Origin of the sequence: Verrucosispora sp. NA02020, from assembly GCF_013364215.1 — a bacterium.
In the GTDB taxonomy this organism is placed as follows: domain Bacteria; phylum Actinomycetota; class Actinomycetes; order Mycobacteriales; family Micromonosporaceae; genus Micromonospora.
In genome coordinates this window covers 7163344-7184407 of the sequence record NZ_CP054923.1, presented here as the reverse complement: position 1 = coordinate 7184407, position 21064 = coordinate 7163344, and the positions used below count along the sequence as shown (strand labels likewise).

Sequence of the window (21064 nt, the reverse complement as noted above, 5' to 3'; positions counted from 1 at the left end):
GGGCATCATGCCAAGTCGGGACCCGGGGTGTCGGAGCCGGCCCGACCTCGCCGCGCGTCCGGCGCGCCGACCGCCCCGAACACCCGTCGCATGGCGATGTCCTGCTCCATCACGCTGGCCAGTCGACGGACCCCCTCGCGGATCCGCTCCGGGGACGGGAACGAGAAGTTGAGCCGCATGTGACCGTTGCCGGTGCCGTCGGCGTAGAAGCCGGTGCCGGGCACGTACGCCACCCGGGCGGCGATGGCCCGGGGCATCATCGCCTTCGAGTCCAGGCCCTCGGGCAGCGTGGCCCAGACGAAGAGACCGCCGGCGGGAACGGTCCAGCTCGTCCCGGTCGGCATCAGGTCCGCCAGGGCGGTCAGCATCGCGTCCCGCCGTTCGCGGTAGACCTCCCGGTAGACCTTCAACTGCTCCCGCCACGGCATGGTGCTCAGGTAGGTGCTGACGGCGGCCTGTGCGTACGCGCTGGGGCAGAGGATCTGCGCCTCGCTGGCGATGACCAGCTTGTCGCGGACCGCGTGCGGGGCGAGGATCCACCCGACCCGCAACCCGGGGGCGAACGTCTTGGAGAACGTGCTGAGGTAGAAGACCCCGTCCCGGCGGCGGGCGCGCAGCGGTGCCGGCGCCTCGCTCTCGAAACCCAGCTGGCCGTACGGGTCGTCCTCGATCACGAGCAGGCCCGCGCGCTCGCAGATGTCGAGGACCCGCTCCCGGCGTTCCTCGCTCAGCGTCACACCGGCCGGGTTCTGGTAGGTGGGTATGGTGTAGAGGAACTTGACCCGCCGCCCGGTCCGGGCCTGCTCGGCGATGGCGATCTCCAACGCCTCGGGGATGAGGCCGTCGTCGTCCATGGGGACGTGGACGACCTGTGCCTGGGCGGCCTGGAACACTCCGAGCGCGCCGACGTAGGTCGGTCCCTCGGCGAGCACCACGTCACCCGGGTCGAGGAAGAGCCGGGCCACCAGGTCGAGCGCCTGCTGGCCGCCGACCGTCACGACCACGTCCTCGGGCGAGGCGCCGCAGGCGGCGTCGATGCCGGAGAGGGCCATTACCTCGCAGATCCGTTCGCGCAACTCCAGCGTGCCCTGGCCGATGCCGTACTGGAGGCTGGTGGTGCCGTGCTCGGCGGCGAGTCGGCCGAGCATCTCGCCGACGGCGTCCAGCGGGAGCGCGGCGATGTAGGGTGCGCCGCCGGCGAGCGAGACCACCTCCGGACGGCTGGCGACCGCGAACAGTGCGCGGATCTCCGAGGCGGTCATGCCCCGCACCCGGCGGGCGTACCGGTCGGTGTAGTCGTCGAGTGTCGTGCCGGTCATGACATCACCTCGATGCTGCTCGGACAGCTCCCGTCCCGGGATACCCAGGACACCGGCGACCATGGCGACACGGCGCGCCGAGTGTCGATGGTAGCTGCCATACACCGCCACGAGCGCCCTCGATTACGCGCGTCCACATGCCGGACCGGTGTCGACCGTGCCTGAGGAGGGCATTTGCGCGTCCCCTCCCGCGTCGCCGATCGGCGGCGTACGATCGCTCGTCGGGGGCAGGGGATGCGGCGGTGCCGTCCGGGCCGGTCCCGAGTCTGAGCCTAGTGTGGGGAAGCGCCAATGTCGCGACGTCTGGTCAGTCTGACCCTGGACACGCTGGAGGACCTGCCCCGTCCGTGCCGGCAGTGCGTCTACTGGGAGCTTGATCCGGTTTCCGCCGATCGCGCCTGCGCCGCCGGCGACCCGGGGTTGGAGAAGGAAGCCTGGGTCTCGCAGACCCTGCTGGAGTGGGGTTCCTGCGGCAAGCTGATCTACGTCGACGGCATGCCCGCCGGTTTCGTCATGTACGCCCCGCCCGCCTACGTGCCGCGCTCGATGGCCTTCCCGACCTCTCCCGTGTCGGCCGACGCGGCGCTGCTGACCACCGCCAACGTGGTGCCGGCGTTCGCCGGTGGCGGGTTGGGCCGGATGCTGGTGCAGGGGGTCGCCCGCGACCTGACCAAGCGGGGCATCAAGGCGATCGAGGCGTTCGGTGACGCCAAGTTCGGTGACGCCGCCGATCCGGCGGGGGCCTGTGTCGCTCCCGCCGACTTCTTCCTCTCGGTGGGGTTCAAGACCGTGCGGCCGCACCCCCGTTACCCGCGCCTGCGGCTGGAACTGCGGACGGCGTTGAGTTGGAAGTCCGACGTCGAGTACGCGCTGGAGAAGCTGCTCGGCTCGATGAGCCCGGAGTCGCTGCTGCGGCCGGTCCGGCCCGCCCCGGCGACCCGATCCACGGCGGGCTGACGGCCGCACCCGGCCGCTCAGTCGACCACGGTGCCCGCGGCGACCGCCGCCCGCAGCTCGCTGACGTCGATCGAGCCGGTCGGCACGTCCCGCTCGATCGGCAGGTACATCCGTTGCACCGCCGCCACGATCGCCTCGACCAGCCGGTCCCGGAACCGGGGATCGATCAGCCGGGCCCGGTCGGCCGGCGAGGTGAGGTAGCAGACCTCGACGCGTACCGCCGGCATCCGGGTGATTCGCAGCAGGTCCCACGCCTTCGCGTGGGTACGGCAGTCCCGCAGCCCGGTACGCGCGACGATCTCCCGCTGGACCAGCCCGGCCAGCCGCTCGCCGGTCGCCGACGTCACCCCGTTGTCGGTGCCGTAGTGGTAGGTGGCGACGCCTTCGGCCTCCGGGTTGGCGTGCCCGTCGACGTGCAGCGAGACGAACACGTCCGCACCGAGCGAGTTGGCCAGTTGCGCCCGGTCGATGTCGGGCAGGCAGGTCTCCGACGCGGGTCCCCGGGTGAGCTGCACGCGTACGCCCGACGCGGCGAGTCGACCTTCGAGCCGGCTGGCCAGGTCGTGCACCAGGTCCGCCTCGGTCCAGCGCAGCGGGCCGTCGGGCACCACCACGCCCGGGTCGGTGCCGCCGTGCCCAGGGTCGATGACCACGGTGCGACCGACCAGGGTGGGCCCGGACTGTCGGATCGCGTCGGATTCGCGTAGCCACTGCGGGCGACCACCGACCACCTTGCGGCCGAGCCGGCGCAGCGCGTCCATCGTCTGTGGGCCGCACGTGCCGTCCGGTGCCAACCCCATCTCGCGCTGGAACTGGGCCACCGCCCGCGAGGTACGGATCCCGTAGATGGCGTCGGCACGGCCGGTGTCGTACCCCATCTCCAGCAGGCGTTCCTGCAACGACCGGACGTCTTCGCCGGTGAGCGGCACCGGAACGGCGTGGTAGAGGGTGCGGGCGCCGAGGCGCCAGCGGGCCGCGTCGAGTGCCCGCCAGGTCTCGGCTCCGACCCGGCCGTCGACGCTGAGCCCCCGGGACTGCTGGAAGGCCCGTACGGCCCGCTCGGTGGCGGCGTCGAACTCGTCGCTGAACGGACCGGTGGCCTTGGAGAGAAGGTCGAGGCTGGTCAGCACTGCTCGGATCTCGATCACGGCGGGTCCCCGGTCACCGGGACGGATCGGACGCACGTTCGGCCCCCTCTGCACGATCGGTGGCTTACCGGGCCCTGTGTCGGCACGCGTGGCAGTGCGACGGGGACCCAGGTTGCTCACCGGCGTCCGGCGGCCCCCGAGTTCGAGGTTAGGCGCTGGGCGTTCGGTGCGGGTGCGGGCGGGGAAAAACGCGTCGACCCCGTCCGGGCAGGTCCCGGGACGGGGTCGACGATCGCGCTGTATGGGGTCAGAGCGCCGATTCGATCAGCTTGACCAGCTCACCCTTGGGCTTGGCGCCCGCGATCGACTGCACCGGCTCGCCGTTCTTGAAGACGGTGAGCGTCGGCACCGACATCACCCGGTAGGCGCGGGCGGTCTCCGGGTTCTCGTCGATGTTGAGCTTGACGATGCTGACCTGGTCGCCCATCTCGCCCGCGATCTCCTCCAGCAAGGGCGACACCTTGCGGCACGGTGCGCACCACTCGGCCCAGAAATCCACCAGGACCGGCTTGTCGGACTTGAGTACGTCTGCGGCGAAACTAGCGTCGGTAACCGACTTGGTTGCTCCCACTGTGTGACCCTTCCTCCGGGATGTGTCTGTTCAGCCCTTGGGCAGCGTGGCGATGAAGCGTTCCGCGTCGAGCGCGGCGGCGCAGCCGGTGCCGGCTGCGGTGATGGCCTGCCGGTACGTGTGGTCGACCAGGTCACCGGCGGCGAAGACGCCCGGGAGACTGGTCCGGGTGCTGGGGGCCTGGACCTTGACGTAGCCCTCGTCGTCCATCTCGACCTGATCCCGGAACAGTTCGCTGCGCGGGTCGTGCCCGATCGCCACGAACACGCCGGTGACGTCGAGAACCTTGGCCTCCCCGGTGTGCACGTTGCGTACCCGTACCCCGGTGACCTTGCCGTCCGCGCCGAGGATCTCCTCGGTCACGGTGTTCCACTCGACCTTGATCTTGTCGTTGCCCAGCGCGCGCTCCGCCATGATCTTGCTGGCCCGGAACGAGTCGCGGCGGTGGATGATGGTGACCGACTCGGCGAAGCGGGTCAGGAAGCTGGCCTCCTCCATCGCCGAGTCGCCGCCACCGACGACCACGATGTGCTGGTTGCGGAAGAAGAAGCCGTCACAGGTGGCGCAGGACGAGACGCCGTGGCCCAGGTACTCCTGCTCACCCGGTACGCCGAGCGGGCGCCAGGCGGAACCGGTGGCGAGGATGACGGCCGAGGCGCGGTAGGCGCTCTCACCGATCCAGACGGTGCTCACCGCGCCCGGTTGGCCGGTGTCGGCCAGCTCGACCCGGGTGACGTCGTCGGTCAGGAACTCGGCCCCGAACCGCTCGGCCTGCTTGCGCATGTTGTCCATCAGCTCGGGACCGAGAATGCCGTCCGCGAAGCCGGGGAAGTTCTCCACCTCGGTGGTGGTCATCAACGCGCCGCCGGACTGTACGCCCTCGATGACCAGCGGCTTGAGGTTCGCCCGTGCCGCGTAGACCGCTGCGGTGTAACCGGCCGGCCCGGAGCCGATGATGATCAGGTTGCGGACCTCGTCCACTGCCATCTCCCAATCGTGTTGAGCGTCGCCACCGGCGTCATCCGCCGATACCGAACCGAGTGCCGACGCGGCGGCATCTGACCTGCAGAACGTCATCGTACGAAGCGGAGATTCCCGAGCCGGTCATCCGGTGGGTCACGTCACTTGGTCGGCCAAACGTCCAGTGGCCGCGATTCACCCTACCCGCGATCGGTAGCGGGTGTCCGAGCCGGATCCTGGGATTCCGCACTCCGGCCCGCTGACCCAGGCCCACTGCACGCCGGCGGCGTCGGTGAAGCGCACCACCAGAGCCGGGAGCCCACCGAAGCGGGCGTAGTCGACGACGTCGAAGACCAACGGCTGGACTCCGTGCTCGACCCCGATGTCGGCCAGGCAGGCGCTCAACGCCGCCTGGTCGCCGAGCCGGCTGAGTTCACCGGGTACGGCGAGCCGGTTGTCGCTCTCCGTGCCGTACGTGGGCTCCGTGCCGTCCCCGGGGCCATTCATCACCGTCGGCCCGGTGAGGCTCTCCGGCGTGTAGTCGGCCCCGCTGCGGACCGGTGGACTGCCGATCCGGAACGGGGTGGGGGCCGATGCGGCGCCACGGTCCGGTGACGCGGCCTCCGGTGCCTGCCCGGCCGGGTCCTCCGAGTACGCCTGCGGCGCGGCCGGGCTGGTGCCGCGATCGCTCAGGGCCGTGCCGGCCGTCGAGTCCCCGGCCTGATCGGGCCGGGACAGTTGCAGGGCACCGAGGCCGACCACCGCTGCGGCGGCCAACGCGACCGGTCCGGCCAGCCGGGCCCAGCGGCGCCTACGCCGACCCGGATGGCTCGGTGCGCCGCGTTCCTGGCCCGGCCGTGGGCTGCCGCCGGGCCGTCGGGTGCCGCCGACCGGCTGGGCCGGCACCGGCGAGGGCTTCGTCGAGGCGTGGTCGTCGACATCCGTGGTCACCGCGTCGTCGGTGTCCTCCTCGGGGACGCCGAGCGAGAGCGCGGCGGTCGGGAGGTCGGCGTCGCGCAGCGCGGCGAGGATCCGGTCGCTGACCGCAGGCGGCATCTCGACCGCCGGCACGCCCCAGTCGACCAACTCGTCCCGGACCTCGTCGACGGCGGGGGCGAGTCGGGCGTGCGCCCGCGCCCAGTCCGGGTCCTGATCGACGAGGCGGGCGACCTCGGCCTGCTGCGGGGTGCCGTCCAGCGCACCGCCGAGGTAATCGGCGAGCAGGTCGAGGTCGACCCCGCTGAACTCCCCGGCACTCACGATTCCTCCTGGTTGGCATCCGGACGATGGTGTCCCGACCTCGATCGGACGCCGTGCGGGGCTCCGGGGTTCCCCCGGGTGATTCGCGGCACCTCACCGGCACCGGCGGGAGCCGGTTCGCTGCCGGTCCGCAGGTGCCCGAGCAGGAGTGCCAACCGGGCGCGACCTCGGGCGCACCGGCTCTTCACGGTGCCCTCGGCGACGCCGAGGATCCGCGCGACCTCCGCGACCGGGTAGCCCTGCACATCCACCAGGACGAGGGCAGCCCGCTGCTCGGTCGGGAGGGTGGCCAGGGCTTCCCGGACGACCATCGCGGTGTCGTGGTCGCGTACCGGTGCGGTCGGTTCGGGGCCACCGGCGCCGCCGCCGGTGTCGGGGTCGTGCGTCCCGTCGGGTAGCGGCACCGTGGGGTGGGCCTGCCGACGACGGATGCGGTCGAGGCAGGCGTTCACCACGATCCGGTGCAACCAGGTGGTGACGGCGGCGTCGCCCCGGAACCGCGCCGCGGCCCGGTGGGCCGACAGCATCGCGTCCTGGAGCGCGTCGGCGGCCTCCTCACGGTCGCCGAGGGTACGCAGGGCGACCGCCCAGAGCCGGTCCCGGTGCCGCAGGAACAGCGTGGCGAACGCGTCCCGGTCACCGTCGGCGTGGGCGCGGAGCAGGTCGATGTCGCTGACCACCCCGTCCAGCGGTACGCCGGCAGCGTCCCGGCCGGATACCTCCATCACCGGGTCCGCTGGACGTGCCGCTCCGGTGGAGACCAGCTCATGACCCCTGGACCGTGATCTCCTGGACGCCGACCTTGAAGCCACCGTTGTTCGGCGGCAGTTCGGTGATCCAGAACATGAGGTAGCGGTACTTCTGGTCGGCGTCGAAGCCGTTGAAGGTCATCGTGGTGCCGTCGTGCTCCTCGAAGGGCTGCCCGATCGGGCCGTTCTTGAACGCGTCCACGATCTGGCGGTCACCCGCGCTGGTCGAGGGGGCTTGGACGGTGCCGGTGAGCAGTGATGCGGAGGCGCCGGTGCTGGAGAGGTGGACCTGCACCGACTTGACGGTCCGCTCGGTGCCGAGGTCGACCCAGACCCCCATGCCTTCCTTGAGGTTGCCGAAGTTGCTCCGGTTGTAGGTCTCCGTCGACCAGCCCTGGTCCCGGTCGCCGTCGAAGACCTTCTCGGCGTCACGGACCTCACTGCGATCGTTGCTGTCCGGGTCGATGATCCGGGCGGCGCTGATCTTGAGATCCTGCACGGCGGCCGGCGGCGGTGGTTCCTCGCTCGTCGCGGCGCTGGACGTGGGCGCGGCGACCGGGTCGGTCTGTGGGCTGTCGTCGTCACCGCCGAGGGCGCTGATGCCGACGAGCAGGCCGACCAGAGCCACCACCAGCACACCGGCGATGCCCAGCGCCACCTTCCGGCCGCCGGCGGCGGCCAGCGGCGAGGGCTCGTCACCGGACTCACCGGCGAAGCGCAGTGGGCCGCTGTTGTCGAGGTAGTCGTCGTCGGCGGGTACGTCGAGTCGGGCCAGTTCGGCGGCGAGCACGTCCGAGGAGGGCGGGGCGATCCCGCCGTCGAGCAGGTCCGTGGTGAGGTCGTCGAGGTAGGCCGGAACCCCGGCCCGGACCTGACGGGGAGCCGCCACCACGCCGTTGGCGTCGCGTACCGCGTCCGGGATGGCCGCTCGACCGTGCCCGGCGGTGGCACCGCGCAGCGGCGCCTCGTTGTGCGGCCAGTAGCCGGTCAGCGCGTAGTAGAGGACTCCGCCGACCGCCCGGACGTCACTCTCCTGGCTGTCGTCACCGTCGGTCCGCGCGTCGGCCAGCACCACGCGGCCGTCGTCGCTGATCATCACCGTGCCGGGGTGCACGTTGCCGTGCACCATGCCGGTGGCGTGCACGGCGGCCAGCGCGCTGGCGACCGCACTGCCGACGGCGGTGGCCCGGGCGCCGTCCAGCGGCCCGTCCGCGACCAGTTCCCGTAGGGACCGCCCGTCGACCCACTCGCGCACGACGTAGGCCCGGTCGGCCTCGTCGATGGCGTCGTAGACGCCGGTCAGGTTGGGGTGGATGACCCGGCTCGCGGCGACCGCGGCCTGGAGCATCTCGGTGGCGGAGTCGCCACCCGGGTAGCGCATCACGACCGCGACGGGTCGGCGGAGCACGACGTCGACACCGCGCCAGACCAATCGGCCCGCGCTGTCGTTGTTGATGTGCTCGACCAGTTCGTACCGCTCGGCGAGGATCTCACCGGCTGTCGGAGCACCGAAGGTCATGACCGGCGGAGTGGTCTCGTCCGCGTCCTGACCCTCGCCGACCTGGGTCACCCGTCCTCCCTCGGTGATCGTGCCGATCGATGGACCCGCGCTGCTGGGCATCTGACTTCCCGCTCCACCTTCGTGTGGCACCGGACGGACCGGTCCCGCGATGTGACGCGCGCCGGTCCTGCCGTACCCGTCGAGAGCGACCTTACCTGGGTTGGCCTGCTCCCCGACATGTCATCTTCCCGCCGTTGCCGGCCGGGGAGTTCGCAGTCAGGCGGACTCGTCCCGTTGCGACCGATGTCAGTCACGTTGCCGGCACATGTACTAGCCAATCTAGAGGTCGTCCGCATCCGGCTGTCGCAGGGGCGGTACCGGATGTGACGGCGGGTGGGACGTAACAGGGTTCCCGTCGAACGGCTGACCATACTCGGCCTTCCGGTTGGTTATCCACAGGCCGATCCGGTAGGTGAGCGGCGAATCGCGGAGTTATCCACAGGTGCATCCCCAGCCTGGTGATCCCCGGTCACGCTCAGTGCAGCGGCGTCAGGCGTCGGCGATCACCGCCCGAGACGCCTGCGGACCATCCCCAGCACTTCGGTGATCTCGGAGATGCGCAGCACCGTGGCCAGCCCGAGATAGGTACCGCCGATAACTGCGCCACCCACCACGAGTTGCACGACGGCCTCCAGCCGAGTCGGCGTGTCGCCTCCCGGTAGCAGCGCGACCACCAGCAGGCCGGCCACCGCTGCTCCCACCGCCGCGACCGCCACCCGGCCGAGGGTTCGCAGGATCGCGCCCAGCCCGATCCGCCCCACCCGGGGCCGCAGCAGCCACGCGGAGATGATGGCGGCGGCCAGGTAGGAGACGGTGTTGCCGATCATCATCCCGGCGCCCGCGAAGCTCGCCGAGAAGATCAGGAACAGCGCGATCTGTACGCCGATCCGCAGCGCCACCACCGGAATGTTGATCAGCGCCGGGGTGCGGGTGTCGGGGAGTGCGTAGAAGGCGAAGGTGAAGAGCTGGCTGATCGCGAACGGCACCAGGGCCAGCGCGGCGGCGAGCAGCACCAGGGACGTCGCGGTGGCGTTGTCCTCGTCGAACGCGCCCCATCGGAACAGGGTGAACGCGATCGGGGTGGCGAGCACGGCGTAGCAGACCGCGATCGGCGCGAGCACCGCCGAGACGGTGCGGGTGCCCCGGGACAGGTCCGCGGCGAGGTCGGCGTACCGGCCGTCGGCGGCAGCGGCGCTCATCCGGGGCATCAGCGCCGTGATGATCGATACGGCGATGATGCCGTGCGCGGTCATCAACAGCAGGAACACGTTGTTGTAGATCAGCGGACCGGCGGAGTTCTCCTTGCCGGCGCGGTTCAACAGGTTGAACAGCACGATCAGGCCGATCTGGCTGACCGCGACGTAGCAGATCATCCACGCCCCGAGCCGGCCCAGTTCGGCGAGCCCGAGCTTGCGGAAGTCGAAGCGGAGCTTCCATCGGAAACCGACCTTGCGCAGCGCCGGCATCAGGCCGGCGACCTGGACGGCGACGCCGAGCAGGGTGCCGCCACCGATCAGCAGGACCCGGCCGGTGGTCATGTCGTCCGGGCCGACGATCTCGGCGCCGAAGATCCCGATGTAGAGGCCGGCGGTGCCGATGACCACCAGGTTGTTCAGGATCGGTGCCCACATCGGTGCGGCGAAGTGGCCCCGGGTGTTGAGCACGGCGCTGATCAGTGCGCTCAGGCCGGAGAAGAAGATCATCGGCAGCATGAGCCGGGCCAGCCCGGTGACCAGGCCGGAGTAGCCGGGCGCGGACTCGCTGGCACCGTAGAGCCAGGTCAGCGGTACGGCGAGGGCGACCGCGAGCAGGGCGGCGGCACCGAGGGCCAGCAGCGCCAGGGTCAACAGCCGTTGGGTGTACGCTTGGCCGCCGTCGCTGTCCGCCTTGCGCCGGCGTACCAGCACCGGGATCAGCACGCTGGTCAGGATGCCGCCGAGCAGGAACTCGTAGACCATTCCCGGCAGGATCTGCGCGGTGGTGTAGGCGTCGCCCACCAGCGCCCCGCCGAGCGCCGCGCCGATGACCAGGTTGCGGAGGAATCCCGTACCCCGGCTGACCAGGCTGCCGATCGCCATGACCGCGCTGTTGGTGGCGGCGCTGGCCTCGCCGACCTGCTCCTGGGGGGGCGCGACCGACTCGACGGCCGGCTGGTTCAGCGGGTCGGCGGAGATGAACGTGGCACCGTCGTCCGGCCGACCGCCGGGCGCGCCGCCCTGCGCGGCGTTCGCGCTGCGGTAGAGCCCGCCGCTCATGCTGTGCCTCCCAGGGGTACGCCGGAGCCGTACCGGCCCCCACGCCACAGACCTTAGTCAACCCCGGCCGGTTACCCGCGCCCGGCGGATGAGATGCCGATCTGGACCGATAGGCTGCTGGTCCGATGTCCGAAGCCGCCGCATCCCACACCACCGACCGCCGCGAACTCACCGCCGCGCAGCGCAACGCCGTCGCCGAACTCCTCCGGGTCTCGCCGGTCGCCGACGAGTTGGGTCGCCGGTTCGCCGCCGCCGGCCACGAACTGCACCTTGTGGGCGGTTCGGTCCGCGACGCCCTGCTCGGTCGGCTCGGTGACGACCTCGACTTCTGCACCGACGCCCACCCGGACCAGACGCTCGCCGTCGTGCGCGGCTGGGCCGAGGCGGTCTGGGAGACCGGCCGGGAGTTCGGCACCATCGGTTGCCAGCGAGACGGCCTGCGGCTGGAGATCACCACCTTCCGCGCCGAGTCGTACGACCAGGTCAGCCGCAACCCGGTGGTCCAGTACGGCAGCAGCCTGGTCGAGGACCTGCGGCGGCGCGACTTCACCGTCAACGCGATGGCGGTGAGCCTGCCCGAGCACCGGTTCACCGACCCGTACGGCGGGCTCGCCGACCTGGCCGCGAAGGTGGTGCGTACCCCGGGGACGCCCGCCGAGTCGTTCGGCGACGATCCGCTGCGGATGCTGCGGGCCGCCCGGTTCGCCGCCCAGCTCCGCTTCGCGGTCCACCCCGACGTGCAGGCGGCCATGAACCGGATGGCGGCGGACCTGGACCGGATCACCGCCGAGCGGATCCGTGACGAGTTCACCAAGCTGCTCACCGCGGCTGACCCGATCACCGGGCTGCGACTGCTGGTGGACTCCGGGCTGGCCGAGCGCTTCCTGCCGGAACTGACCGGTCTCAAGCTGGAGATCGACGAGCACGCCCAGCACAAGGACGTCTACGAGCACACCCTGACGGTGGTACGTAACGCGATGTCGTACGAGCAGGACGGGCCGGACTTCGTCCTGCGGATGGCCGCGTTGATGCACGACGTCGGCAAGCCGGCCACCAAGTCGGTCGGTACGGACGGACGGGTCAGCTTCCACCACCACGAGGTGGTCGGTGCCCGGCTGACCAAGGCGCGGATGAAGGCGCTGCGCTACCCGAAGGACGTCACCGCCAAGGTCACCACGCTGGTGGCGCTGCACCTGCGGTTCTACGGCTACGGCCGGGGCGAGTGGACCGACTCGGCGGTACGGCGGTACGTGACCGACGCCGGCGACCTGCTGTCCCGGCTGCACAAGCTGACCCGGTCCGACTGCACCACCCGCAACCGGCGCAAGGCCGCCCAGCTCGCCGCCGACTACGACGCGCTGGAAGAACGGATCACCCGGATCGAGGCCGAGGAGGACCTGGCCCGGGTCCGGCCCGATCTGGACGGTAACGCGATCATGGAGTTGCTCGGCGTACCACCGGGGCCGATCGTGGGCCGCGCCTGGAAGCACCTCAAGGACCTGCGCCTGGAACACGGGCCGCTGGACCGCGACACCGCCGAGGCCGAGCTGCTGCGCTGGGCCCGCCAGGAGGGCATCGTCGGCTGACCGCCGACCGCCGTCGTCCTGCCGCCGTGCGGCTGTGGAACACCACCGCCCGACCCGACGTCCACCGTGGCTCGTTCCGTCGGGGTAGGACGCTACGACGAAACGCCGACGTTTCGACCGAAAGGTTGAGACAGGTCGTTGCGTCCGTCGTACATGATGTTGCTACGTCTCTTCGCTAGCAGGTTTCCTGCCGAAGCGAGACGTTCACTGTCCGTCCGACCTGCCCACCCGGCACGGTCGACACAACGGGGAGATCACTTAGTGAAATACCGTGGCGTACTGCGCCGCTCGGCGGCGGCCGGGCTCGCCCTCGCGACCGCCTCCTCCATCATCACCGTCGCCACCGGCCAAGCCGCGTTGGCGACCACCCCTGACGAGCCCGCGCGGGCCGAGGTGCGTGGCACCGAACGCTCCGACGTCGTTCCCGGCCGTTACATCGTCGTACTGAAGGACCAGCGGGCCACCTACACCTCGGTCCGGACCATCGCCGCCAAGCTCATCCGGGACAACGGCGGCAACGTCCGGCAGGTCTTCGGTACGGCGCTGCCCGGCTTCTCGGCCTCGATGAGCAAGCAGCAGGCCGATAAGGTGGCGGCCAACCCGGCCGTGGCCTACGTGGAGCCGGTGCGCCGGGTGTCGGCCAGTGCCACCCAGAGCAACCCGCCGTCGTGGGGTCTCGACCGGCTCGACCAGGCGTCCGCGAAGCTGAACAAGAGCTTCAAGTACCCGAACACGGGCAGCAACGTCACGGCGTACATCGTGGACACCGGTATCCACACCAAGCACCAGGACTTCGGTGGCCGGGCCAGTATCGGGTTCGACTACTTCGCCGAGCCCATCGACCCCGGGACGGAGCCGGATCCCACCACGCCGGTGCCGGCATCGGAGGAGGACTGCGACGGCCACGGCACGCACGTGGCCGGCACCGTCGGCGGCGCCAAGTACGGCGTGGCGAAGCAGATCAAGCTCGTCGGCGTACGGGTGCTCGACTGCGACGGTTTCGGCACCACGGACAGTGTCATCGCCGGCATCAACTTCGTCACCGAGGACGCGATGAAGAACGCGCCGAGGCGTGCCGTCGCCAACGTGAGCCTCGGAGGCAGCGTGTCGGCGGCGATCGATGCGGCCGTGCGGAAGTCCGTCGACTCGGGCGTCACCTACGCGATCGCGGCCGGCAACGAGTCGCAGAACGCCTGCAACGTCTCCCCGGCGCGGGTGCCGGACGCCATCACGGTGGGTGCCACCGACCGGATCGACATGCGCGCGTGGTTCTCGAACTACGGCAAGTGCCTCGACGTGTTCGCCCCCGGCGTCAGCATCGTCTCGGCCCGGCACGACAACAACACCGGTAGCGTCGGGATGAGCGGCACCTCGATGGCCGCCCCGCACGTGGCCGGCGCGGCTGCCCTGCTGCTGCAGAGCAACCCGACGTGGAAGCCGAAGCAGGTTCGCGACCGGATCGTCACCACCGGCATCGCCGGTGCGGTGTACGACCCGAAGGGTTCGATGGACCGGCTGCTCACCGTCGGCTCGGTCACCCAGGCCCGGAACTCGTACGGCCTGAAGGCCAGCTCCAACGGCAAGTTCGTCACCGCGGCCAGCACCAAGAAGGCACTGGTCAACAACGGGTCGAGCCTGGGCACCGCGCAGCGGTACGACGTCGTCAACGCCGGTAGCGGGCTGGTCGCGCTGCGCTCCAAGAGCACCGGCCGGTACGTCGTCGCGCCGAGCAAGGGCACCAAGCCGCTGATCGCCAGTCACAAAACGATCGTCACGGCGGGCAAGTTCACGATCGTGCACCACACCGACGGGACGGTCAGCCTCAAGGCCAAGGCCAACGGCAAGTACGTCACCGCGGCGAAGTCCGGCAAGTCGTCGCTGAAGGCGAGCAAGACCAGCGTCGGCTCCACGGAGAAGTTCACCTTCGACGCGCCGGCCCCGGTGGTCACCATCAAGGCCAAGGCGAGCAACCGGTACGTGGTCGCGGGCAGCAAGCCGCTGATCGCCACCAGCAAGTCGGTCACCAAGTCGACCAAGTACCAGATGGTCAACCGGGGTGACGGCCTCTTCTACCTGAAGGCCCTGGCCAACAACCGGTACGTGATCGCGGCGAGCAAGGGCACCAAACCGCTGATCGCCAACAGCAAGTCGACCGGCTCGTACCAGACGTTCTACTTCCTGGACTACAACGCGGACGGCTCGATCTACCTCGGTGGTTGGGACGAGCAGGCCGTCACCGCCGGCAAGGCCGGTAACAAGCAGTTGATTTCGAGCAAGAACATCGACTGGAGCAGGGAAGACCTGGGTCTCGGCAACGGCGAGAAGTTCTTCTTCGCCGTCGCCTGATCTCTCGTACCATCCGGCGCCCGCCGGAGCGCCCCCAGGGACGCTCCGGCGGGCGCCGACCGTTGCGCTGTGCACAGGATCGCCCGATGCCCCTCGATCCCGGATCGAGGGGCATCGGACGTGGTGGGACACCACTCGATCCCGTTTCGAGCGCGATCGTGGTCGCGGTGGGCGGCTGGGGGACAATGGCGGGATGCGTTGGACCGTGCTGGATTCGCCGATCGGGGACTTCTCCGTGGCCACCGAGGGTGACAGCGTGTGCGGGACGCACTTCGCGGCGGTGGCGGGCGCGCCGAGGGAACCGGTCGACGAGGTGTCCCGGCGGGCGGTGGCGGAGCTGCGCGCGTACTTCGCCGGTGAGGCGACCGAGTTCGGTGTGCCGGTGCGGGTGCCCCGAGGCTCCGAGTTCGAGCGGGCGGTGTGGCGGGAGATGACCCTCATCCCGTACGGCGAGACGATGACCTATGGCGAGGTGGCCCGGCGGTTGGGGGATCCCGGTGCCGCCCGCGCGGTCGGGGTGGCCTGCAACCGCAACCCGGTCCCGGTCATCGTGCCGTGCCACCGGATCATCGGTGCCGGCGGCAAGCTGGTCGGCTTCGGCGGTGGTCTGGACCGCAAGGTCAAGCTGCTGGAGCTGGAGGCCCGCGTGGCCCTGCAACGCGCCTGGTCCTGACAACCGCCTCGATCGTGGCACTGTAGGAAGTCGACACGCCGGGCCGAGAGCAGCCACAGTGCCACGATCCGAGTGCCGCCCGGGACGACGTGAAGGGCCGGGTCCACGTGGACCCGGCCCTTCACGGTGCTGCTGGTGGTCAGCGCGTCAGCGCTCGACCTCACCGGTGATGAAGCCCTCGACGGCGGCGTGCGCCTCGTGGTCGGCGTACTGCACAGGCGGGGACTTCATGAAGTACGACGACGCCGACAGGATCGGGCCACCGATCTTCCGGTCCATGGCGATCTTCGCGGCCCGGACGGCGTCGATGATGACGCCGGCCGAGTTCGGCGAGTCCCACACCTCGAGCTTGAGCTCCGCGTTGAGCGGGGCGTCGCCGAAGGAGCGACCCTCCAGGCGGATGTACGCCCACTTGCGGTCGTCCAGCCACGGCACGTGGTCCGACGGGCCGATGTGCACGTCGCTCTTGGCCATCTCGTGCGGCACCTGGGAGGTCACCGACTGGGTCTTCGAGATCTTCTTCGAGACCAGGCGGTTGCGCTCCAGCATGTTCATGAAGTCCATGTTGCCGCCGAAGTTGAGCTGGTACGTACGCAGCAGCTCGACGCCCCGGTCCTCGAAGAGCTTCGCGAGGGCCCGGTGCACGATGGTGGCGCCGACCTGGCTCTTGATGTCGTCACCGACGATCGGCAGGCCGGCGTCGGTGAACTTCTGCGCCCACTCCGGGTCCGAGGCGATGAAGACCGGCAGGGCGTTGACGAACCCGCAGCCCGCGTCGATGGCGGCCTGGGCGTAGAACTTGTCGGCCTGCTCCGAGCCCACCGGCAGGTAGGAGACGACCACGTCGACCTGCGCGTCGCGCAGCGCCTTGGCCACGTCGACCGGCTCGACGTCCGACTCCTTGATGATCTCGCGGTAGTACTGCCCGAGGCCGTCGAAGGTCGGGCCGCGCTGCACGGTGACGCCGGTCGGCGGCACGTCGCAGAGCTTGATGGTGTTGTTCTCGCTGGCGACGATCGCCTCCGCGAGGTCCATGCCCACCTTCTTGGCGTCGACATCGAACGCCGCGACGAACTGCACGTCAGAGACGTGGTAGTCGCCGAAGGTGACGTGCATGAGACCCGGGACGCGGTCGTTCGGGTCGGCGTTCCGGTAGTACTCGACGCCCTGTACCAGGGACGAGGCGCAGTTACCCACACCGACGATGGCGACGCGGACGGAGCCCATCGCGTGTGCCTCCTTCTTCTTGGTCACGGCCGCTCTGTCCTGGTCTCTCCAGGCGGAGGCGGGCTGTTGTCATCTCGTCGGCCGCCGGCCGTCCCGTCGTGCGGGACCGTCGGGGCACGGCCGGAGCGCTCGTTGGCGATGAGCTCCTCCAGCCACCGGACCTCACGCTCACAGGCCTCCAGGCCGTGGCGTTGCAGCTCCAGGGTGTACGCGTCGAGGCGCTCGGCCGCGCGGCCCAGCATGTCGCGAAGACCCTCGCGACGTTCCTCGATCGTGCGGCGCCGACCTTCCAGAATGCGGAGTCGGGTCGCCCGGTCGGTTCGGGAGAAGAACGCGAAGTGCACACCGAAACCGGTGTCGCCGTAGGTTTCCGGCCCGGTCTGCGCGATGAGCTGAGCGAAGCGTTCTTTTCCTTCCGCGGTGATGGTGTAGACCACCCGACCTCGTCGGCTGGTCAGCGCGGGAACCTCCTCGGCGGTGGCGGGTGTCTCGGCGGCCTCGGTGATCCATCCCGCCGCCTGCAACCGGCGCAGGGTCGGGTAGAGCGAGCCGTAGCTGATCGCAGCACGGATCGCCCCGAGCTTGGCGGTGAGCTCCTTGCGGAGCTCGTAGCCGTGCATCGGGGCCTCCTGCAACAGGCCGAGGATGGCGAGTTCGAGCACGGCCATCCTTCCTTTACCCTGTGCGTGGAGCGCTAACCGCCGCGATGTATCGGGCCGATACATCGAACCGTAGCGTCTCACACCTCGGCGGGCAAACTCCTCGCTCCGAGGTCCCCTCATCACGGATCGTCACGGTGGTCGCCCCGCCAGACGAGACCGCGTACCCTTTGCCGCATGCGTACGCAGCGCCAGGTCGTCGACTACTCGCTCCGGAAGCGAGCGCTGCTGCGTGAACTCCTCGCCGGTCGCGTCGGCACCTATGACCTGTGCGACGCGTCTCCCTACCTGAAGAACGCGGCTCGGTTCCACGGCGAGTCCACGGACCAGCGATGCCCGATTTGCCGGAGCGAGAACCTCACGCACGTCCATTACATTTATGGCGACGAGCTCAAGCAGTCAGCCGGCCAGGCCCGCACGGTCGCGGAGCTGTCCGTGCTGGCAATGACGCTGCGTGAGTTCCAGGTCTTCGTGGTGGAGGTGTGTCTCGGCTGTGACTGGAACCATCTCGTCGAGCAGTACCTGCTCGGGCGGGACGGGTTGACCGGTGGCGAGTCGGAGCAGGAGACGCCGGGTGGAGTGGCTGCCGCGAGTGGAGCGGGTGCCCGGCGAAGGCGAGAGGCGCAACGGTGATTCGAGCTCGATCGGCCGGCCCCGGCCGTACTGCACGCGACCGGGGTGACCGACGGCTTGTAGGTCTGAATAGTCCGAATGATTCGGATGTGGCACTGATGCGGCGGCACCCCCGTGCCCCGCGCTCGGGGTGTCCCAACTCACGGCAAACCGGTGGCGGTGCGAGTGCGCCCCACCGCGACGGCAGGGTGTGAGGAATGAATTCGTACGGCGATCCCAGCTCCTCGCGCGGACGGGCCCGGATTCCGGGCCAGGACGACCCGGGGCAGGCGGACGACGCGTACCGCTATCCGGGTGGTGATCCTCGCGGAGGCAACTGGTCGAGCGGTCCGGAGTCGTCCGGCCCGTCGGCCCGTGCCTCGGCCGGTGGCCGCGCCTCGGTCGGCGGATCGGCGAGCGTACCGCCGCGCGGCGGTTCCGCCGCCGGTTCGGCGTCGGTCGGTTCCGCCTCCGTCGGTCGCGCCGGCCCCGGCCGGGCCTCCGTGCCGGTCTCGCCGGCCGGGCCCGGTCGCGCCTCGGTGCCCGTCTCGCCCGCCCCCGGTCGGTCCGGGCGGGCTTCGGTGCCGGTGAGCCCGGCCCCGGGCGGGCCCGCAGGACGCGCGTCCGTCGGCGCGGCGTCGGCCGGCCGGGCGAGCGTCGGTGCGGCGTCCGTGGGCGGTGCCGGTGGCCGGGCCGCGGTGGCCCGGGCCAGTGTCGGCGGTCCCGGTGGACCCGGCGGGCCTGGCGGCCCGGGCGGTCCGGCGGGTCCCGGTCGCGGTGGCCGCGATCCGGACGCGGTGTCCCGCGCCCGCAAGCGCAAGCGGATGAACATGCTGATCGCCAGCTTCGCGGTGTTCATCATGCTGGCCGGCATCGGCGTCGTCGGGTTCACCTACTACTCGACGAACGTGGTGCTGCCCAAGGAGATCCCGCTGCCGCTCTCCACCACGGTCTACGCCAAGGACAACAAGACCGTCGTGGCCAAGCTGGGCAACGAGAACCGGATCTTCGTCACCATCGACAAGATCCCCGAACATGTACAGCACGCCGTCGCCGCCGCCGAGGACCGCAACTTCTACCGGCACTCCGGCGTCGACTACAAGGGCATCGCCCGGGCCGCCTGGAACAACCTCTCCGGCGGTGACCGACAGGGCGCCTCGACCATCACCCAGCAGTACGCCCGTAACGCCTACGAGAACCTTCAGGACGACAGCTACGGCCGGAAGGTGAAGGAGGCGATCCTCGCCTCCAAGCTGAACGACAACTTCGGCAAAGAGCAGATCATGGAGAACTACCTCAACGTGATCTACTTTGGTCGAGGTGCGTACGGCATCGAGGCGGCGGCACAGACGTACTTCAAGACCACCACCGAGAAGCTCACCCCGGCACAGGCGGCGGTGCTCGCCGCGCTGATCAAACAGCCGGTCGCCAGCGCCACCCACCAGGGATTCGACCCGGAGGTCAACGAGGTCGACGCCAAGTCCCGGTGGGAGTACGTCATCAACGGCATGGTCGAGGAGGGCTGGCTGGGCGTGCCCGGCAAGCTCGAGCGGCCGACCGAGTACCCGAAGGTCCAGAAGATCAAGAAGGACAACGGGTTCGGTGTCGCCACCCCGGTCGGCAACGTGATCAACTATGTGCGCAAGGAGATGGAGGAGTGGGGCATCTGCTCCAACTCCGGCGCGACGGAGTTGCCGAACTGCGTGACCGAGCTGCGTGAGGGCGGCTACCGGATCACCACCACCATCGACCCGAAGATGCAGAAGGCCCTGGAAGAGGCGGCCCGGCCGGACCGCAAGGGCTCGGTGCTCTACGGGCAGCCGAAGAACCTGATGGCGGCGGCGGTCTCCATCGACCCGAAGACCGGGCGGGTGCTGGCCTACTACGGCGGCAACAGCGGCGCGGACTTCGACTACGCCGGGATGAACACCAACAGCAACGGCGACATCGTCGGTGGTCACCCGCCGGGCTCGTCGTTCAAGGTCTATACGCTGGCGGCGGCGATCGACGAGGGGATCTCGGTCAAGTCGCGCTGGGACGCGACCCCGTTCAAGCCCGAGGGCTACGCCAACGAGATCATCAACGCCGGGCGGGACGTCCGGGAGAACTGCAACAAGTCCTGCACGCTGCAGGAGTCGACCGTGCTCTCGTACAACGTGCCGTTCTTCCACATCGCCGAGCAGGTCGGTGAGGACAAGGTCATCGACATCGCCCGCCGGGCCGGCATCCGGACCATCTGGTCGGTCGACCCGCCGAAGCCGTACGACCTGACCAAGAACAAGCCCGAGGACCTCGGCAAGAAGACGTTCGACCGGGTCATCGGCTTCGGGCAGTACCCGATCACCGTCTTCGACCACGCCAACGGGCTGGCCACGCTCGCCAACAGCGGCAAGTACAACAAGGCCCACTTCGTCCGGGTGGTGGAGAAGCAGAACAAGGCGACCGGCAAGTGGGACAAGATCGCCGGTGAGAAGCTGACGAAGGGCGGCGGCACGCAGGTGATCAGGTCGGAGGTCGCCGACGAGGTGACCGCCGTGCTGAAGGAGATCCCCAGCCGCAGCAACGCCGGCCTGAGTAACGGCCGGCAGGCGGCCGGCAAGACCGGCACCTGGGAGCACAACAACACCGACAAGAACGCGCACGCCTGGATGGTCGGCTACGACAAGAACGTCGCCACCGCCGTCTGGGTCGGCAGCAAGGACCCGAAGAAGCCGGCCATCGTCGACAAGAACGGCGCCAACGTCGGCGGTAGTGGCTTCCCGGCGGCGGTGTGGAAGCGCTACATGGATGACGCGCTGAAGAGCTCCGACCCCGTCGACCTGCCGAACGTGACCGGAGTCGGCGACGACAAACTGGGCAACGGTGAGGAACCGCCGCCGCCTCCGCCGCCCGCGCCGCCGGCCGGGCAGAACAACTGTGACCCCACCGACCTGCCCTGTCTGCTGGAGCGCGGCATCACTGGCGGTCCGGGCAACAACGGCCCCGGCAACGGCGGTCCAGGCGGCGGTAACGGTGGCCCGGGCGGTGGCAACAACGGTCCCGGCGGTGGCGACCCGAACAACGGCGGCCAAGGACCGGGTGGTGGTGGCGGCGGTCTGCTGCCACCCAGAAGCACCCGGAACTGACATCCGGTCCACGTGGTGGGCGGCCCGAACCTGGTTCGGGCCGCCCACGCGGCGTT

General features: G+C 70.0%; 16 protein-coding genes. 6 read left to right on the top strand and 10 right to left on the bottom strand.

Annotated features, from left to right (window positions below):
• Positions 1 to 5: 5 nt before the first annotated feature.
• On the bottom strand, positions 6 to 1319 hold the full coding sequence (locus HUT12_RS32060; RefSeq protein ID WP_176095598.1) for a PLP-dependent aminotransferase family protein: 1314 nt from the start codon (positions 1317 to 1319) through the stop codon (positions 6 to 8).
• 291 nt (positions 1320 to 1610) lie between these two features.
• Here HUT12_RS32060 and HUT12_RS32055 point away from each other — a divergent pair, with 291 nt between their 5' ends.
• The gene (locus tag HUT12_RS32055) at positions 1611 to 2276 is read left to right on the top strand and encodes a GNAT family N-acetyltransferase (RefSeq protein ID WP_131052118.1); all 666 of its coding nucleotides are present in this window, start codon (positions 1611 to 1613) and stop codon (positions 2274 to 2276) included.
• 17 nt (positions 2277 to 2293) lie between these two features.
• On the opposite strand, the gene HUT12_RS32050 is transcribed toward HUT12_RS32055, so the two are convergent.
• From HUT12_RS32050 to murJ, 7 genes are all read right to left on the bottom strand, one after another.
• Positions 2294 to 3460: an N-acetylmuramoyl-L-alanine amidase gene (locus HUT12_RS32050; RefSeq protein ID WP_131052117.1), complete on the bottom strand. Its 1167-nt coding sequence runs from the start codon at positions 3458 to 3460 to the stop codon at positions 2294 to 2296.
• Positions 3461 to 3671: 211 nt separating this feature from the next.
• The gene (trxA, locus tag HUT12_RS32045) at positions 3672 to 3995 is read right to left on the bottom strand and encodes a thioredoxin (protein WP_117228228.1); all 324 of its coding nucleotides are present in this window, start codon (positions 3993 to 3995) and stop codon (positions 3672 to 3674) included.
• A gap of 30 nt (positions 3996 to 4025) precedes the next feature.
• The gene (gene trxB, locus HUT12_RS32040) at positions 4026 to 4976 is read right to left on the bottom strand and encodes a thioredoxin-disulfide reductase (RefSeq protein WP_131052124.1); all 951 of its coding nucleotides are present in this window, start codon (positions 4974 to 4976) and stop codon (positions 4026 to 4028) included.
• A gap of 174 nt (positions 4977 to 5150) precedes the next feature.
• A complete protein-coding gene (locus HUT12_RS32035) occupies positions 5151 to 6215 on the bottom strand; it encodes a hypothetical protein (RefSeq protein ID WP_131052116.1) in 1065 nt (354 codons plus the stop codon).
• Positions 6212 to 6940 (bottom strand): RNA polymerase sigma factor SigM, encoded by a 729-nt coding sequence (gene sigM, locus HUT12_RS32030; RefSeq protein ID WP_131052115.1) that lies wholly within the window; start codon positions 6938 to 6940, stop codon positions 6212 to 6214. Before sigM ends, HUT12_RS32035 begins: the two co-directional genes overlap by 4 nt.
• 40 nt (positions 6941 to 6980) lie before the next feature.
• Entirely contained in the window at positions 6981 to 8585 is a 1605-nt protein-coding gene (locus HUT12_RS32025; protein ID WP_131052114.1) for a protein kinase family protein, read from the bottom strand.
• 443 nt (positions 8586 to 9028) lie between these two features.
• Positions 9029 to 10780, bottom strand: a complete 1752-nt coding sequence (gene murJ, locus HUT12_RS32020) for a murein biosynthesis integral membrane protein MurJ (RefSeq protein ID WP_131052113.1) — start codon at positions 10778 to 10780, stop codon at positions 9029 to 9031.
• 125 nt (positions 10781 to 10905) lie between these two features.
• Between murJ and HUT12_RS32015 the strand changes: the two genes are divergently transcribed.
• The 3 genes from HUT12_RS32015 (at position 10906) to HUT12_RS32005 (ending at position 15385) form a co-directional block, all read left to right on the top strand.
• Positions 10906 to 12366 (top strand): CCA tRNA nucleotidyltransferase, encoded by a 1461-nt coding sequence (locus HUT12_RS32015; RefSeq protein WP_131052112.1) that lies wholly within the window; start codon positions 10906 to 10908, stop codon positions 12364 to 12366.
• 261 nt (positions 12367 to 12627) lie between these two features.
• Entirely contained in the window at positions 12628 to 14712 is a 2085-nt protein-coding gene (locus HUT12_RS32010; protein WP_176095597.1) for a S8 family serine peptidase, read from the top strand.
• Positions 14713 to 14905: 193 nt separating this feature from the next.
• Positions 14906 to 15385: a methylated-DNA--[protein]-cysteine S-methyltransferase gene (locus HUT12_RS32005; RefSeq protein WP_176095596.1), complete on the top strand. Its 480-nt coding sequence runs from the start codon at positions 14906 to 14908 to the stop codon at positions 15383 to 15385.
• A gap of 147 nt (positions 15386 to 15532) precedes the next feature.
• Here HUT12_RS32005 and HUT12_RS32000 read toward each other — a convergent pair whose 3' ends face one another.
• Complete coding sequence (locus HUT12_RS32000) at positions 15533 to 16612, bottom strand: inositol-3-phosphate synthase (protein WP_131052123.1); 1080 nt, start codon at positions 16610 to 16612, stop codon at positions 15533 to 15535.
• Between the two features lie 23 nt (positions 16613 to 16635).
• Positions 16636 to 17274, bottom strand: a complete 639-nt coding sequence (locus HUT12_RS31995; RefSeq protein WP_176095595.1) for a PadR family transcriptional regulator — start codon at positions 17272 to 17274, stop codon at positions 16636 to 16638.
• Positions 17275 to 17448: 174 nt separating this feature from the next.
• Between HUT12_RS31995 and HUT12_RS31990 the strand changes: the two genes are divergently transcribed.
• Positions 17449 to 17904 carry a DUF5318 domain-containing protein gene (locus HUT12_RS31990; RefSeq protein WP_131052108.1) on the top strand — a complete coding sequence of 152 codons (456 nt, stop codon included), beginning with the start codon at positions 17449 to 17451 and terminating at the stop codon, positions 17902 to 17904.
• 197 nt (positions 17905 to 18101) lie between these two features.
• Complete coding sequence (locus HUT12_RS31985) at positions 18102 to 21008, top strand: transglycosylase domain-containing protein (protein ID WP_176095594.1); 2907 nt, start codon at positions 18102 to 18104, stop codon at positions 21006 to 21008.
• Positions 21009 to 21064: the final 56 nt, after the last annotated feature.

Bases quoted from the DNA above. Each gene is read 5' to 3' on its own strand.
- HUT12_RS32060 (WP_176095598.1), bottom strand. From the start codon at position 1,319: ATGACCGGCACGACACTCGACGACTACACCGACCGGTACGCCCGCCGG.
- HUT12_RS32055 (WP_131052118.1), top strand. From the start codon at position 1,611: ATGTCGCGACGTCTGGTCAGTCTGACCCTGGACACGCTGGAGGACCTG.
- sigM (WP_131052115.1), bottom strand. From the start codon at position 6,940: ATGGAGGTATCCGGCCGGGACGCTGCCGGCGTACCGCTGGACGGGGTG.
- HUT12_RS32025 (WP_131052114.1), bottom strand. From the start codon at position 8,585: ATGCCCAGCAGCGCGGGTCCATCGATCGGCACGATCACCGAGGGAGGA.
- murJ (WP_131052113.1), bottom strand. From the start codon at position 10,780: ATGAGCGGCGGGCTCTACCGCAGCGCGAACGCCGCGCAGGGCGGCGCG.
- HUT12_RS32015 (WP_131052112.1), top strand. From the start codon at position 10,906: ATGTCCGAAGCCGCCGCATCCCACACCACCGACCGCCGCGAACTCACC.
- HUT12_RS32005 (WP_176095596.1), top strand. From the start codon at position 14,906: ATGCGTTGGACCGTGCTGGATTCGCCGATCGGGGACTTCTCCGTGGCC.
- HUT12_RS32000 (WP_131052123.1), bottom strand. From the start codon at position 16,612: ATGGGCTCCGTCCGCGTCGCCATCGTCGGTGTGGGTAACTGCGCCTCG.
- HUT12_RS31990 (WP_131052108.1), top strand. From the start codon at position 17,449: ATGCGTACGCAGCGCCAGGTCGTCGACTACTCGCTCCGGAAGCGAGCG.
- HUT12_RS31985 (WP_176095594.1), top strand. From the start codon at position 18,102: ATGAATTCGTACGGCGATCCCAGCTCCTCGCGCGGACGGGCCCGGATT.